The sequence below is a fragment of the Shewanella sp. ECSMB14101 genome, from assembly GCF_000773485.1.
Taxonomy (GTDB): domain Bacteria; phylum Pseudomonadota; class Gammaproteobacteria; order Enterobacterales; family Shewanellaceae; genus Shewanella; species Shewanella marisflavi.
The window spans coordinates 289077-306662 of sequence record NZ_JSFF01000001.1; the positions used below are offsets into that span (position 1 = coordinate 289077).

The window sequence follows — 17586 nt, forward strand, 5'->3', positions numbered from 1 at the left end:
GCCGCTTTTATTATGATTATTGGCTGAGCCGGATATCGGTCCGCTCAGTATCCCCTTAATTACTGCGCTTCTTCGATGCAGATCGCGATGTCGGTGATCTCGTAGATCCGCAGGCCATCCTTGCTCAGGCTGGCATTACCTGTGATCACTCTCTTACCGGCTTCCTCTTTAATGGAGGTGATGCTGACATCCATCGACATCTGCTTGTTCAGTGGGTTTATCTGACCACGATACTTCCACTTGATATTGGAGAGGATCTGACCAAATTTCGGGTTGGTAAACCCGGCGCCCAAGTCTTTGCTGATGGCATAAGTCTGCATGGTTTCTATGATAGCTTCAACGCCTAATGAACCAGGCATTACAGGATCCTGATGGAAGTGGAACTGGAAGAACCAATCGCTAGGATCTATGGTGCGCTCGGCGTAGAGATAGCCCAGGCCGTGGGTGCCGCCGTTATCGACAATCTCGACGCTGTCGATAAAGTTCAGCTGGCCGCCTGCCAGACGATAGTGGGGCTGACCTGTCGGCGCATTGAAGTGACGACTCTGTTTATCCAGCAGGTTGACCTTGATATCTGGTGCTATCCCTTTGGCCTGATGCCAAGGCTGAGTGACCTTACCATTGTCTAATCCCAGCTGATCTTTAAGCGCCTCGGCCTTGAAATAACCAAACACAGCTGTGCCACGATAGAAGGGTTCACCATCTGTGCTCAGCTCGAAGCTAAAGCTCTGAATGATGTTGGTGCCAGCCATCACGGTTGAGAGTAGGCGTGAATCATTAACTATGGTCTTGCCGCGAAGATCCACCTGACGCAGCAGTTCGCCACTACCGTCTAAGTTGCGGAAGAAGAGCTCGAGACCAGGGAAACCGAGTGTGGTGCCCATGTAGCCTGAGATAAAGCCGTTTGGCTGCAGGGCGATCTCCATCATCACAGAGTAGGGCATCAGCGCCTGATGGCTGTTGTTATCGAAATACCAGGCATCCTTGGGGACCTCATATTCGGCAATACAGCTGGCAGGGCGCTTGAAGTCGCCGCGCTGGCCGTTAACCTCTATCACACGCGTGGTGAGCTGCAGATCACCACAAGGAGTGCGCGGCGGGATCATGCCGCGGTAGATGGCAAACTCTGGGCCGAAGCATTTTTCGATATCGCCGGTGGCAAACTCGAACAGATGATACGGCGTAAAAGGCACAGTGTCTGGCACTCGATTTGGATAATCCGGGATGACAGGCGCTTCCACATGCGTTAGCGGGATCACCCCCTTGTTGGGCTCGGCGTTGAGATCGGGGATCTGAGCCATCAGCGGAGCATTAGTCATCAGCGGAGCATTAGTCATCAGCGGAGCATTGGCTGATACACCTTGACCGTTTTTGGCCTGTGTAGCGCCTTGCTTCGTCTCGAGAGCTGGGTAGCGGGTGCACTCAGATTCTTCTTTGATCATTACCCCCAGATTCTGGAAGTCCACCACCACCTTGCCATCAAGCAAGATATCGATATTCGCTTTGGCGTAAGGGCGTGGGCTAAAGCCTATCTCGGTCACTTCCATACGGTAGGTGAGACGGGCCGATTGCGGCAGCACCTGACCACGGCAACGTACCTTCTGCGAGGCATTCTCCAGAGGCTGGAAACGACCATTTTGGGTTTGGGTGTGCATACCAAGGTGCAGCATGTAGAACTGCAGTAACTGGCCACAACCTTCGGCCATCAGTGAGCCGGCCATCACCTGGTCCCCCTTGAAGTGACAAGGGAAGTACCAGTGGTTAGGCTCGAGCTGCTTATGGCCTTCGACCAGTCCAAGGCCCCAGGCGCCGCCGTTTCGTTCTATCTTGCTGACCTCTTCGATCATCAAGAATTTCTCGGAGGCAAAGCAGAGTGAGGGTTGCGCCGGGCCTGCGTGGGATGGACCGAAACAGCCTTGAATATCGGCCGACAAGAGTTTATGGATCGCAGCATAATCAAATTGGCTGCGCGGACAGTCCAGGAGTGGATTAAAGGTCTGCTTAGCGGCGCGGCTGCGAGCCAGCAGCTCCTCTTCGGTGCGGATCACCCCTTTGCCGTCAGCCAGCTCGGCGTCGGTGAAGAAGCCAGCGCAGCCGCCATCCATCTTGAGGATCATGGTATCGCCAACGAAACATTCGTAGGAGAAGAAGAACAGCAGGGTATCGCCATTTCGGGCGAAGTTGTTGATCTTAATCTCATACCTTAGGGTATCGCCGCCGCGGGGTAGGTCCCCTAAGAAGGTGAGGGTACAGTCAAGCAAGCGATAGACTCGCTCGCCCTTGTTCTCGAAGTCTATGCCCAGGTAGCTAATTAGCATGAGGTCACACTGACCCGATTCCACCGCGACTGCCCAAGGGATCTGACCATCGACCAGGTAGGGGGCATCCACTGGAATGTCGTATTCCGTGGTCATGGTGCTGGGCTTATATTCGCCCAGTTTGGCATCAAGCTCTGTGACCCGTGATACCAGCAGATAATCTGTGGTGGGCAGGCGCACACGGCGTGAATAACTGTCGATGACGTCATACTCTGGGCCGAATACTTTGGCAATATCGCCCTCGGCGTATTCCACCAGATCATGGTAGTCCCAGATGCAGGGCTTATGGGCCGGAACTGGCGCGCGGTAGGGCGAGACCAGATCATGCCTTGGCCTGAGTGGCATCTGGGTGACGCTTGAGGCCGCAGCTGACGCCGATGGGCTACCTATGGCTTGGGCCAGTTGCTGATTAAGCAGCAGGTCGGCCACTTTCAGGCCTGATTCACGGCTCTTGAGGAAAGCGAGATGGGCCTGACGGGCCTTTTGTTGATTGTCATGAAAGGCGCTGAGATCAGGGTTGCTGATCGGTGAGCCTGGTGGCTGAGCTGAATGCTGGGTCATAGTGGGTAAGTTACCTGTTGCATCGCCTGTCATCGACGGCGTGGCAAACTGTGATTCTTGAGTCGTGTTCGAATTAACCTGGCCTAAATAGCTTATAAGCTTGGCCACTTTTTTCGGTTTAGTCTGAACTTGTCCATTGGCCGCGGCCAACTTATCTTGCAGCGCTGACAGTTGCGTCAGCGGCTGGGTCAGTATGTGGTCTATGATGCCGCGTCCACCCAGGGTGACCCGCTTGATCAGGCTACGCCCCTCATGGGTGGTGAGATCCTGGTCTAGCCTTTGGGTCAGCGCGCTGCGTTGGGTATGGGTTTGAGTAAGGTGCACCAAGGCGCTCTGATCTTCGCTGAAGTTGGCGACCAGGGCATTGTCCGCGTTTTCTTGTGTCATGCGCAGCAGTGTGGCGATAAGGCTGGTCATGCCGGCGGCGGCAAAGCTGTGGCCCAGTTGTTGGTCGCTCTGCACCAGACGAGCCTGCGCCGTAGGCAGCTCTGCCATCAGTTGTTGGGGCTGATGCTGGCTGCAAGGCGCCACACTCATCTCGACCAGTGAGATCTGATCGGCATCTGTGCCATTGAGAGTCAATAGCTCATCGCACAGGCGCGGCAATTGGTGTTGAGGACCAAAGTTGAGGCTCTCTATCTTGCCATAGGCGCTAGCGCCACGCTGGCTTTGGTGAGATGAGGTTTCCAGCACCAGGGCGCCGGCGCCTTCCGCCAGTCGCCAGCCGTTTGGATGGCTCTGACTGGCCACGGGGGCGATAGCATTTTTCAGCATCACCTGCTCCAGGCTGCCACAGAGATCGACCGCGGCGATCACCACGGCATCAAGCTGCTCCTGCACCATGATATTTTCCGCCACATCCAGGGCGCGGCCCACAGATTGCTCGCCAGCGGAGATGGTGAAGGCCGGACCGCTGAAGTCCCACAGGGAGGCGATACGCGAAGCCATGATGTTGCCGATAAAGCTGGTGTATTGGTTTAGCTTGGCGGCGTCGAGCACGCTGTCCATGGCTAAGGCCTCAAGCTCGCGATACTGACTGTCACTCAGGCTGGCGCCCATGGCATCCAGACTCTGTTTGAGCTGAGTGTGCAGGTTTACCCGTCCGCGGAACTGGTGCAGTTCCAGCTCTGTCTCCATGGCGACCAAGACGGCCACTTTTTGCCCTGGCTGTAACGCTGCGTCGCGTATCGCTTCGTCGGCGACTTTCATCAGCATCAGCTGTTGGCCGATAAGGCGATCGTCTTCATTGGGAGGCAGTTTAAAGCGCAGAAAATCCAGCTCGAAGCTATCTACATAGGCGCCTTGGGGGGCCGAGTCGAGGCCAAATTTTGCTAGCAGTTCTGGGTGCTGATCTAACCCTTTCCAGCGCGCTGGTGGCAGGGGCACAAAGGCCTCTTGCTCTTGGCGAATACAGGTGTCGAGTGCGTTAATGCTGCCAAGAGGGCCAAGATGCGCCGCAATACCACTGATCACAAATTGCGGTGTCGAGCCGTTGTGACAAGGCGCAGTTAACTGCGGCGATGTCACTGTGGTTGAAGGCTCGCACTCTGTGGGCGTATAGGATTCTAACAACAGATGAGCATTACAGCCGCCGAAGCCAAATACCGACACCCCGGCTAATCGCGCCGCGTTATCGGCCTTAACTGGCCAAGGCGTCACCTGACTGGGCAGGGTATGAGCGCCAAATAGGCCATTTGGCGATTCGATGGCCTCACTGAGGTTGATCCCCGGTGGTAACACGCCCTGGCGCATGGCGAAGATCATCTTCATGATCCCTGGCATGCCTGCGGCGGTAAGTAAATGCCCTAAGTTGGACTTGGCCGAGCCTATCATGGGCGCGCTTGCACCTTCGAGCCTAGGGGCAAAAAATTGCTCCATAGAGGCCAGCTCTACCTTGTCTCCCAGCGGGGTGCCCGTGGCATGGCATTCGATCACTTCGATATGTTTAGGATCGACGCCGCCGTCGCGATAGGCACGCTCGAAGGCCTTGACCTGCCCCTTACTGTTGGGGCTGAGCACAAACTGTCCCTTGCCGTCATTAGACAGGCCGATGCCGCTGACAATGGCGTAGATCTTATCATTATCACGCTCGGCGTCTTCGAGGCGTTTGAGTGCCAGTACCCCAGCGCCTTCTCCGGCAAACAGCCCCTTGGTATTACGATCGAAGGGGGCCGAGAAGCCATGCTCTGGGTAGGCGTGGAAGATGGAGAAGCCCATGTTAATAAAGAAAGGGTCGGCGCCGGAGACGGCACCCGCCAACATAAGATCGGCCTTGCCTGTATTGAGATAGTCGCAGGCCAGTTTCAGCGAATAGACTGAGCTGGCGCAGGCGGCATCTAGGCTAAGCTGAACGCGTCCAAGGCCAAGGGCGTCGGCCACTAGCTTAGAGGTGTTGTGGGCAATAGCACCATTGGCAACGTCTAAGGTGGTGGCAGCCGGACTATGGGCGTTGTAGTCGCTCAGGCTGAAGTCTGGACAGGCCAGCTTCTGCTTAAGGGCTTTTTCTACCGCCTTATGGTAGAGGGGCAGAAACAGCTCATTCGATTTTGCCGTAGGGAAAGAGAGGGTGCCCATGATGATGCCGCAGCGTGATAGCTGAGGAGAGTCCAGGGCAATGCCCGCATCGAGCAGGGCATTGCGACTGGTGTCTAGCGCCCACAGCAGGCTATCGTCCATCCCCTGAAGTTGTTCGGGCGGCAGCTTATAGCCATAGGGATTAAAGTGAAAATCTTCAATATACCCGCCCTTATCGCAGTAGAAGCGATCGGCCTCGCCCTGTTCGCCACGATAGTCGGCTAAATGGGCGCCGAGCTTGTCATCGCTGAGTTGGGTGCGAGAGTCGCGTTTGTCGAGCAGGTTTTGCCAAAACTGCTTAGGGGTCTTGGCGTCCGGGTAGAGGTTTGCCAGACCCACGATGGCAATCTTGCCATGACCTCGGGTCTTGCTTGGCGCTTGTTTGGCAGAAGGCGCTTCATTTGAAGGCATTAGACTTCCTCTTGAAATAGGGTATTGGCGAGCGGGGGCTCACCTTGAGCGCTGCGCTGTTGCAGCTTAGCCAGTTCACGCTTGAGTCCCAGTTGCAGCACAGTGAGGCTGACGGGGACTCTGTGGCTGATCAGTGTGCCCAAGGCTTTGAGCAGGGTGATCACCTCGTTTGCGCCGCGGGCATTGACCGGCACGCTGACGTGGGGTGTCTCGCTGGCTTTTAGAATTTTATCTATCAGGGTGCAGTTTTGTCTGTCGGCACCGACCTCGACAAATAGCGCTGCGCCCTGATGGGTTGCGCTCTGGATGAGCGACTCAAAATCGAGGCGATGGCAGAAGGTCTTGGCTATCGAGGTTGCGATAGCTTCGGCACTCAGGGCCTGAGTCTCGTTGACGGCGCCATCTTGGCCATCGATGAGGCTGGCGGCGCTGATAAATTTGACCGGATGCTCGGCGGCTTCGGCCATGAGAGTCTGATGATAGAAGGTCTGCACCTGCGACTGCAGGCTTAAGGCCGGTGGCGTATGCATGGCGGTCACTCGATTGGCGGCTATGCCACGCTTACCCAGTTCCTGTAACAGGGCCTGGCAACTGGCCTGACAGCCAGCGATCACGCAGGTATCCCCCTGGGTGATAGCAAGATAGGCTCTGGGGTAACGCTCTAGCAAAGGCTGAATATCATCGCCTTGGCATCGCACCAGAAAACTGTTCCATTCGAGAGGGTCGTTCTCTGACAGTTGCCAGTGACGACGAACCGCCTTGAGCGGACCTGAGATCTCCTCGGTAAACAGGGGATCGCTCAGGGTCTTATCGATCAAGCTATGGGGATCTTGCCACACATCCAAGCTTGCCCACATGGCGGCTTCACCCATGGAGTAACCCAGGGCAAAGTGAGGCTGTACTGCAAATTCATCCACCAAGAGCTTAGTCAGCAGGTAACTGGCGCCCACACCGGCAATGGCCATCTTGCTTAGAGGCATCTGCTGAGTGTCGGCCTTATCTTCTTGATAGATCATATCGGCCTGCAGCATCGCCTTGAGATCTCCTTGCTGCTGCAAGCGGCTAAACAGGGCCGGAAAGTAGCTGTGCAGCTCATGCAGCATATCTGGGTAGATGGTGCCAACGCCGGGATAAACGAAGGCCAGCTTGGCCTGACCCAGCGGCGCGGCGCTGAAATAGCTACCCGATGGCGTACGGTATTCCCCTTTCTCCTTACAGATCTTGGCCAGCGCCTGGCTCATGGCGGTGATCTCCTGCCCAAGCGCCTCGATACTTATGGCCTGTAAACCGATCACAAAACGTGTCGGACCGCTGGTGACAAAGGCATCGAGATTTTGCTGCATCAGCTCAATGATCGCCATCTCCCGCGCTAAGGGCTCGGTCTGTGATAAGGCGAGCTTATCCAAGGCCGCCGCCAGGGCCCAGAGACCTTGGTTGAGCGCGGCTTCACTGCTACCGGGTAGCAGAAAGAACAGCTGGCTGGCCGATAGTAGCGAACGCGCCTTGAGCCGGCCTGTGCCCTGTGTCAGCACCATGGCCAGATGAGTTTGCGCTTTCCTTTGCTGAGGCTGGGTATTCTCCAGGGTAAGCGTCGCCACTCGCCCTTGATAGGGCTCGGTAAACCAATAGTGACGCCGAGTATCTGAACGCCTAATGGTTCGCTGTGCAATATCAGCGATCAGGCGACACAAGGCGTCGAAGCCCTTGTTCATGTCATTGATATGCACTCTGCACTGAACACTATCCGGTTGGCGTTTGGCCTGTGCCAGCGCGCCTTGCTGTGCACTGCTCTGGCTTTGACCATATTGCAGCGCCGCCAGATGGGCATGAGGGTGTAGCTTGTGCCGCGCTGCCTTGAGCGCTGGCATCAGCAGCAATGTTTGCTGGGCGCCTTGCAGGCAAACCAGATCGCCTGTGGCGACCCAGCTCACTGCTTGCTCTAGCGTCTGAGCCAGCTTATTCTCAGTAAGGTCAGTCTCAGTTTGGTCAACTTGCAGCTCTCGAACTGGCTGATTGGCTAAGGTATCGGGCAAGGCTGCATCTTTTGGCAACAGCAAGAGGGCTACCCGCAGTGGGGTAGCACCTTCGCTGTTAGCGTTAGCATTGCTTACCTTTTGGCCAAACTCCTGGGTCACTGCGTCGCCTCCTCGTTGGCCGTTTCACCGCGCGCGCCGTGTGGCACGAAGGCGGCATTGAGGGTTGAGCTGATGGTGATCCTGGCTCCTTTCATCAGGGCGCTCAGGCGGCCATCTTGATGGTAAAGCGACACATCGGCCGTCAGGCTTCTGCGATTGCTCTTGACCACGTTCAGCTCGATATAGCCGGTTTCGCCGCCGTGAATCGGCTGCACACTGATGAACTCGTCGATGGCCGATGGCAAACTGGCCGCCCCATAGCTGAGCCTTGCCCAGACTAACATGGCTTGGAGCAAGAGATCCTCGGCAAAAGGCTGACAGCCTGCGCTACTTAGGCTAGGTACAAACTCGCCGCAGTCGGCTTCGCGCACCTGGGGCAGGCTAACAGAGGCGATAAGGCCCTGCTCATCGAACCTCAGTACCTTATCCAATCCTTGCAGTCTTGGCCCATGAAACAGGGTGCCGTCACTGTAGAGCGTGCTGGCATCGGTCACCGCCTCGCCATTGTACTGCCCCTCGAAGGCCTCGATTGGCGCCGAGCTGTCCTCGCTATCCATCAAACAAAGGCTCGCCTGGTACTGCGGCCGTCCCTCGCTGCTTATTGAGGCCTGAATGGCCGTCAGGCTATCGCCCTTATATTCAGGGGTTAGCGTTAGCACTAAGTTTTGCGGTGCTTCAGTATCGAAAATAATGCCTTTGAGCAGCTTATAGCTGCGCACCTTTACCGGGGCGCCAATGTGCGCCCGAGCGGCTTCACGCATCCATTGGATAGCACAAACCGTCGGTAATACCGGGTTACCGCCGATCACATGGTCTGAGACAAAGGCCATGGTCGCGGGCGTTAACTGGCGCGTTAAGGTGACAGGCGGCAGCGGATGCTGTGCGACGTGCACCTCATCCGCATCAGGCTTTTTTACTGAACTTGCCTCATCGGCTTTAGCTGTGTTGCCTTGCATATCACTGCCTACCAGCAACTGCGCGCCACTTGGGCTTAGCAGCTTGGTGGCAAACAGCTCGGCACCCGCCAGCAGTGGGATCACATAGACGCCGCGATCGACAAACATCTTCTTCAGCGCAGGATTGACCATGCCGCCATCCCAAGGGCCCCAGTTAAAGCTCATCACCTTGGTCTGCTCGTTTAACTGAGTCAGTTGCAGTGCCGCCTTGTTGAGGATCTCGTTCGCCATGGCGTAGTCACTCTGGCCTGTGTTGCCATAGAAACCCGCCGCCGAAGAGAAGAGGGCAACCAGCTTAAGCTGGGTCATATCAAGTACAGAGAGCAGAGCTTGTAAGCCTCTGACCTTAGTGCCATAAACACGCGCTAGCTCGTCGAGCTGCTTGTCTTGAATATGCTTATCGGCCAATACACCTGCGCCGTGGATAAGGCCTGTGATAGGGCTTATCTGGGTGATGATCCCCAGCGCATGGGTGATAGACTCGCTGTTGGTCACATCCATGGCGAGATATTCGGCCGATGCACCTACCGCCTCGAAGGCTTTGAGGGCGGCGTCAATCTCAAGGCTGCTCTTGATCGGCCAGATTAAGGCATCTATCTGCTTAGGCGTTGGCTTGTCACCGCTAGCCATAATATGGGCGATAGCAGCCTGCTTGAGTTGATCGACAGACTTACCTTGTGCCCAGCTTGGTCTTTCTGTCGCCGAGAGATGTTGGCTGCGACCTGCGAGGATAAAGTGTGACTGACAACGCTTGGCCAGCGCTAAGGCGCATTCGAAGGTCACCCCTTTTGCACCCCCGGTCACCAGTATTTTATCTGTACTGTCTAGGTTGGCGGCTTGGGTGTGTATCGCTGCCTGCCCTGGCCGTAAAGCGTGGCGGGACAATTGTCCGTCGGTATCGACACTGAGCCCCACCTCGCTAAGCTGGGTCTGGGCATCGAATAACTCAGCTACTATGGCATCGCCCAGCTGAGCGGCGCTCATCGTTGGGGCGAGATCCAGCGCGCGGCAGAACACCTCAGGCCACTCGTGGCTTAGTGTCTTAGTCAGGCCCGACAGTGCTGCCTGATTGAGCTCACTCTTGGCCAGCAGTTCAGGTGATAGGTAGCCGAAACCGCCATCGATACGGCTGACGCTGAAGAAACAGCGGCGTCCAGTTTGTTGACTCAGTTGACCATGCAGGTGCTTAGCCCATAAAAAGGCTGAGCTGAGATGGTTAAACCCTGTCTCGGTTAGCGAAAGCGCTGGCGTGGCCTCACTGTCAGCCATGGGCTGCAGGTGAACAAAGCCTGTGATAGCGCCATGCTCGGCCAGGATCTCTGCCATGGTCTCCTGAATGTCGGCTTCGCTTAACCCTTTTGGCTGCACGCTAGACACGGCGCTGCTTAGCGGTGACTGTGGCATCCCCTGAGGAAGTCGCACCACCACGACATTGAGTCCTTTGTTGCTGAGTTTTTCGGCCAGTACCCCGGCATTGTGACCATCATCTTGGATCACCAGGGTAGCATTGGCGGCGAAACCCTCGGCATCAGGCTTCGCCGCTTCAAGCTTTTTTAGCGCCACCTCGCTGTGAGGCGGTAACTCGACTACAGGTTCGGCGGAGATGGCTTGCACCTGGGTAACCGCGGCGCTCTCCTCTTGCTTGCCTGTCGTTTCTGCCATAGCGCCTGCGGCGGCTTGTTGAACATGATAGCCCGCGGCGGCTTGCTGGCCATGAGCGCCCGCGGCGGGCAGCTTGCTATTCATGTAAGCGACGATTTCACCCAGGGTGCGGCACTCGGCCAGATCTTCTGGGTTGAGATCCGGTAGTCCCGGTAGCTCATCCTGAACTGTGCCTAAGATCTCGACCCGCTTGATAGAGTCGATACCAAGGTCGGCTTCCATATCCATCTCAAGGGCCAGCATTTCAGTTGGGTAACCTGTCTTGTCGGCCACCACGCTCAGCATGGTCTGCTGCACCTGTGATGATGACAAGCCAGCTTGAGTTTGTGCTGTCGGCTGTTGGCTGGTCATAGCGCCCGCGGCGGCTTGTTGACTATGAGCACCTGCGGCTGGCTGTTGGCTGTTCATAGCGCCTGCTGCGGGCAGCTTGCCTGCCATATATGCGACGATTTCACCCAGGGTACGGCACTCGGCCAGATCTTCTGGGTTGAGGTCAGGCAATCCTGGTAACTCATCCTGCACTGTGCCTAAGATCTCGACCCGCTTGATAGAGTCGATACCAAGGTCGGCTTCCATATCCATCTCAAGGGCCAGCATCTCAGTTGGGTAACCTGTTTTATCGGCCACCACGCTCAGCATGGTCTGTTGCACCTGTGTTGATGACAGGCTATTAGCAGGCGTAGTGCTCGTTTGTGTTTGTAATGTCGGCTGTTGGTTGGTCATAGCGCCTGCGGCGGCTTGTTGAACATGAGCTCCTGCAGCTGGCAGTTTGCTGTTCATATAGCTAACAATTTCACCTAGGGTACGGCACTCGGCCAGATCTTCTGGGCTGAGTTCAGGCAGTCCTGGCAGCTCATCTTGAACCGTGCCTAAGATCTCCACCCGCTTGATAGAATCGATGCCAAGATCGGCTTCCATATCCATCTCAAGGGCGAGCATCTCAGTTGGGTAACCTGTCTTATCGGCCACCACGTTCAGCATGGTCTGCTGCACCTGTGATGATGACAAGTCATTAGCAGGCGTAGCGCTCGCTTGTTGAATATGGGCATCTGCGGCCGGTAGTTTGCTGTTCATGTATCTAACAATTTCACCTAGGGTACGGCACTCGGCCAGATCTTCTGGGCTGAGTTCAGGCAGTCCTGGCAGCTCATCTTGAACCGTGCCTAAGATCTCCACCCGCTTGATAGAATCGATGCCAAGATCGGCTTCCATATCCATCTCAAGGGCGAGCATCTCAGTTGGGTAACCTGTCTTATCGGCCACCACGTTCAGCATGGTCTGCTGCACCTGTGATGATGACAAGTCATTAGCAGGCGTAGCGCTCGCTTGTTGAATATGGGCATCTGCGGCCGGTAGTTTGCTGTTCATGTATCTAACAATTTCACCTAGGGTACGGCACTCGGCCAGATCTTCTGGGCTGAGTTCAGGCAGTCCTGGCAGCTCATCTTGAACCGTGCCTAAGATCTCTACCCGCTTGATAGAATCGATGCCAAGGTCGGCTTCCATATCCATCTCAAGGGCGAGCATCTCGGTTGGGTAACCTGTCTTATCGGCCACCACGTTCAGCATGGTCTGCTGCACCTGTGAAGATGACAAGTCATTAGCAGGCGTAGCGCTCGCTTGTTGAATATGGGCATCTGCGGCCGGTAGTTTGCTGTTCATGTATCTAACAATTTCACCTAGGGTACGGCACTCGGCCAGATCTTCTGGGCTGAGTTCAGGCAGTCCTGGCAGCTCATCTTGAACCGTGCCTAAGATCTCCACCCGCTTGATAGAATCGATGCCAAGGTCGGCTTCCATATCCATCTCAAGGGCGAGCATCTCGGTTGGGTAACCTGTCTTATCGGCCACCACGTTCAGCATGGTCTGCTGCACCTGTGAAGATGAAAGACCGTTGACTGCTGCGGTGCTTGTTTGAGCTTGTACTGCTGGCTGCGCGCTATTCTTAGCGCCTGCGGCTTGTTGACTATGAGAACCTGCGGCTTGTTGAACAGGAGCGCCTGCGGCGGACAGTTTACTGTTCATATAGTCGACGATTTCACCCAGGGTGCGGCACTCGGCCAAATCTTCTGGGCTGAGTTCGGGTAGGTTTGGCAGCTCATCTTGTACTGTGCCTAAGATCTCCACCCGCTTGATAGAATCGATGCCAAGGTCGGCTTCCATGTCCATCTCAAGGGCCAGCATCTCGGTTGGGTAACCGGTTTTATCGGCTACAACGTTTAGCATGGTCTGCTGCACCTGTTCACTGCCCAGGTTAACACTTGGTGCAGTGCTCACTGGCTCAATGGCAGGTGATTGCACTGGTGCCATTGGTTGAGGGGCGATAGGCTGCACAGTTTGCTGCACCTTAGCAGGTGTAGCCACTGGCGGATTAACCGTCGCTTGTACCTGAGGTGCTGGCGTAACTGCTGGCGCGGCCGGCGGCACAGTGGCTTTTACTGGGTTTGGCGCCGGAGTCGATGCTGGCGTGAATGCAACCTGGCTAGGCGTGCTCGCCTGCTCAGCCACAGCTCCTTGGCTGAGCAGGCTTAAGGCGCTTTGATGGCTTTGGGCTTGCAGCTCAAGGAACTGGGTATGGCTCTGTAGTGTCTGGGCCTGGTGTTGGTGGAACTGCTCCATTGAACGTTGCAGACTCTCAGGGATCGCCACACCAGCGGCTGCCATTTGAGCTTGCGCCGTCATCAGCTGAGTGAAGGTGTCACCATATTGCTGAGGAATGGCGAGGAACTGCTGATGCAGCTGGGCCGTTTGTTGCTGCGCCGCGAAGAATTGGCTCAGGGCATCGCCATTGCCAGCTTGTAGCTGACTGCTTGCTTGGGTGTGGCTCTCGATGGCTGTTTGAGCCGGAGAGACCTGCTGTGCTGGGACTGATTTTTCCACTATCTTCTCTACTTCTACAATTTTTTCAACTTCGACCAGTTTTTCCACTTCCACGATCTTTTCTTCGATCAGGGTATTGGAAGAGATGGTGCCTGCATGGAGTGACTTTTCCATCTTGGCTTTGGTCGCCGGACTAATATAGTTGGTCGCGTTGAGGGTGATGTTCATTGGCGATGCTGGCTCAATCGGCGCCGGCTCGGCGCAATAGGGATCCAGTTGCTCGAGCGCTATGCCGTTGACGGCCAGCTGAATCGCCGCCTGGCGAAGTTGCAGGTCGCTGTCGCCCTTAGGGTTAGGGTTTAGGCTGATGGTACTGATGGAATCAAGCTGCTCGCTCAAGGTACCCTCGACCAATTTTTGCAGAATATTCTTAGGGCCAAACTCGACAAATATCCGCGCGCCATCGTCATACATCGCCTTTAACTGCTCGCTAAAGCGCACCGATTGCAGCATGTGCTGCTTAAACTCACTCTTGATGGTCTTGGCGACATTGGCATAGCGACCACCGCTGGCATTGGCATACACAGGGCGATGCGGCTTAGTAAACTTCACCTTATCGATCGCCTTGGCAAAAGGTGCCTGTGCATGGCCCACGAGTGGGGTGTGGAAAGCGCCGGAAACTGGCAGGGCAATCGCCTTAAAGCCGAGTTCGCTCAGGGCGCTGGCAGCTTGCGCCGTGGCCTGGGTTGGACCTGCGATGACCAGCTGAGTCGGTGCGTTGTAGTTGGCGACCTTAACCCCCTCAAAGGCGGTAAGGGTTGATTCCAGTCGAGTCAGATCTTCGGCGGTTTTGGTGATGATGGCATACATGGCACCGCGATCGGCACCCTCGGCACTTTGGCTGGCCATGGCATCGCCACGGGCAAATGTCAGCTGGTAGTAGTCTTCCAGGCTGATCACGCCGCCAGCGCACAGGGCGCTAAGTTCACCAAAGCTATGGCCGGCGACCATATCGGCTTCAAAGCCCGCGGCGCTCAGCAGAGCATATTGCCCCATGGAGATGGCGCCGATGGCGCTCTGGGCATTAGCGGTATTGGTCAGTAATGCCTCTTGTGCCTTGCGCTCCTCAGTCGTGAAGACTGGCACCGGGTACACAAGTTGCGACAACGGCGTCTTATCCTGGCTGGCAAACACCTTGTCGGCCAGTACAAATTGCTCGCGCATCTCAGGGAAGTGGCAGGCAAGCTCAAGCCCCATATTGAGGTATTGGGCGCCTTGACCGGCAAACAGGGCGGCAACCTTAGCCTCTGTTGGCGCGGCGCGGCGGTAATATACGCCTCCCGGTAGTGACCATTGTGCCTGGTCATCGCCTTGTAATTTGGCCTCGGCCTGACTCAGTAGTTTATTGAGTTCATCTCTGTCTCGTGCAACCAGACCCAGTCGCGGCGCATCGGCCGTCAGGGCGCGCAGCGGGTGTTGCTTGGCCAGGATTTCCAGAGACTCACTTGCGTTTGCCGTTAACAACTGACGCAGGTTTTTGAGCAGGTCAGCCTTATCGGCGCCGCTGATCAGCAAGCTTTGAGGCACGGCGCGCTGGCGGAATTGGGTCAGCTTGCCCTGATCTCGGCTATGTTCGCTCTGGTACTCTTCGAGCACAAAGTGGAAGTTGGTGCCACCAAAACCGAAAGAGCTGATCCCGGCGCGGCGCGGCGTGCCATCGGGACGCGGCAGCCAAGGGCGGGTCTCGGTATTGAGATAGAAGGGTGACTGCTCAATATTTAGCTTAGGGTTAGGCAGATTCACATTGATAGTGGGCGGTAACACCTTGTGGTGTAGCGCCAGCGCCGCCTTGATAAGGCCAGCGGTACCCGCAGTGGACTTAGTGTGGCCTATCTGAGATTTCACCGACCCCAGGGCAATATGTTGTTTGCTGTCGCAGCCTTCGCTAAACACAGAGGTCAGGCCGTTAAATTCGGCCACATCGCCAGCGGCGGTACCAGTGCCGTGAGCCTCGACAAGGCCGAGAGTGTGCGGCGCAAATCCCGCATCATCATAGGCGCGTTTCAGTGCCTTGGCCTGGCCTTCTGGGCGCGGTGCATAGATAGATTTAAACTTACCGTCCGATGAGGCGCCAACGCCTTTGATCACCGCATAGATGCGATCGCCATCGCGCTCGGCATCTTCCAGACGCTTAAGCGCTACCATGCCAATCCCTTCGCCTATCATCATCCCTTTTGAATCGACATCAAATGGTTGTATCGTTTCGTTGGTGGTAAAGGCTGGGGTCTTGGAGAAACTCATGTACATAGAGGGTGAGTTATCTGTGCAGACGCCGCCGGTGATCATCATCTCAGAGCGGCCTTCTACGAGTTCGCTGAGCGCCATACGCATGGCGGCCAGAGAGCCGGCGCAGGCAGCGTCGACTACGCAGTTCATGCCGCCTAAGTCGAAGCGGTTAGCGATACGTCCGGCGATCACATTACCCAGCGAACCGGGGAAAGAGTTTTCTTCCCAGTGGATATATTGATCCCGGAACTTCTTGATCAGCATCTCGCTGTCGGCGTCGCTGATGCCGCTGTGTTTAAAAACCTTTTTGAGCACAGGATATTGCAATCTGGCATTGAGGCTGTGGCTGATCTTCTGACCACCGCCCACCCCTAAGGTGATACCTATCTTGTTTCTGTCATAGTCGCCAGGCAGATTAGCATCGGCGAGTACCTCTTTGGCCACAATGAGAGACAACAGCTGCGAGGTGTCGGTGAGCTCCAAAATGTTGGGCGGCAGACCAAACTCCATAGGGTTGAAGTTAACCTCAGGCATGAAACCGCCACGCTTACAGTAGCTCTTATCGGGCGTGGATTTGTCGGCATCATAGTAATCTTCTGCCTGCCAGTGGGTGTCTGGCACCTCGGTAATGGCATCTATCTTGTCGCAGATAATATCCCAAAACTTGTTGAGATAGCGCGAGTTGGCAAAGATGCTGGCCATGCCAACAATGGCAACGGGCATATCTTTTAGACGCTTATTGAGTCGCTTGTCTTCGCTGTGCGTCGAGCTTGTTGTATCGGTTTGGCTCATTATGAGTCTCCGTTAACCACCTGAAGCTCAGGTGTTTGAATGTCAGCGCCGGGTGTTAGCTGTGCCATGGTGGCACCGGGGAAGCGCTGTAAAAATGTGTGGTAGTTGCGCACCAATAACTTACGCAGATGAAAGGGGCCAAAGCGCAGTACATGTTTAATGTAACGCTTGGTCGCCTGGGTATTACCGTCTTGATAGATATCTAAGTAGATCCAGTCACTATCGGGATCTATGCCCAGCAATACAGAATTTGGTTGTGCGTCTGTGAGCTGAGGCGGTAGCGTGAGCGAGGCCACCTGCAACACGCTGTCGCCATCTGCTTGGGGCAGGGCTAAGGTGCGAGCCAGTGTCTCTGGATTTAAGGTATAGGTGACTATGTCGCTGCCCTGAGCGATAGGTAGCTGGTTAAAATAGTGCTCGGGCACCTGAGGGGGTTCGATACTGCCGATGCGCGATACGCCATAACGTTTGAGGCAACGGGCGAGTCCAGAGCGTGACACATTGGGATTGATAAACTCCTGGGTCACCTTCAGTAGTCTGTCCAGGGGCATCTTAAGCTGATAGCGCAGGCCGACCACCACATATTCCTGCATAGGGGTCAGCGTGGTATTGAGGTGATGGGGCGTATTGGGCGTGTCGTTGATCGAGTCACGCCTGCGCCATTTACGCACCGTTGCCTCGCTGATATTGAGCACTTTTGCCAGCTGACTCACAGGTAGATCTGAGTCCTGAATAAAGCGCCTCATCTCGGGCGTGGTGGTGGCATTCTTGTGCCGGTACTCACTGGCGCTCAGTTTACCCCCGCTAGAATGGGTCTCGGCGGGCGGCGTCTTGTGATTGGGCTTTTCGCGCATAGATATTATCGGTTTCCATCAATAATCTATTGGGACAAATCATAAATCGGCCTATGTTACCGAGGACGAATTCCCCTAGGTATTTTCGCCTCTGGCCGTTTGTTCTATCGCTAATAGAGCAGCAGACTACAGTAGCTTGCTGACCAATACAATCACCTGGGACTTAAAAGTCATCAAAGCTACTATTTTGGCTTACACATGTTCACTATTTGTGGCG

4 protein-coding genes are annotated in these 17586 nt (G+C 55.7%); all 4 read right to left on the reverse strand.

Going from position 1 to position 17586, the window contains the following annotated elements:
* Positions 1-59: 59 nt before the first annotated feature.
* From NY07_RS01335 to NY07_RS01355, 4 genes are read right to left on the reverse strand one after another with little or no spacing between them, the layout of a single operon-like run.
* Positions 60-5864, reverse strand: coding sequence for a hotdog fold thioesterase (locus NY07_RS01335; protein ID WP_033537531.1), 5805 nt, complete (start codon positions 5862-5864; stop codon positions 60-62).
* A complete protein-coding gene (locus tag NY07_RS01340; protein ID WP_052125445.1) occupies positions 5864-7999 on the reverse strand; it encodes a PfaB family protein in 2136 nt (711 codons plus the stop codon). Before NY07_RS01340 ends, NY07_RS01335 begins: the two co-directional genes overlap by 1 nt.
* Positions 7996-16515: a type I polyketide synthase gene (locus tag NY07_RS19115; RefSeq protein ID WP_081953746.1), complete on the reverse strand. Its 8520-nt coding sequence runs from the start codon at positions 16513-16515 to the stop codon at positions 7996-7998. The genes NY07_RS01340 and NY07_RS19115 overlap by 4 nt, the downstream gene beginning before the upstream one ends.
* Entirely contained in the window at positions 16515-17369 is an 855-nt protein-coding gene (locus tag NY07_RS01355; RefSeq protein WP_033537532.1) for a helix-turn-helix domain-containing protein, read from the reverse strand. Before NY07_RS01355 ends, NY07_RS19115 begins: the two co-directional genes overlap by 1 nt.
* Positions 17370-17586 lie beyond the last annotated feature (217 nt).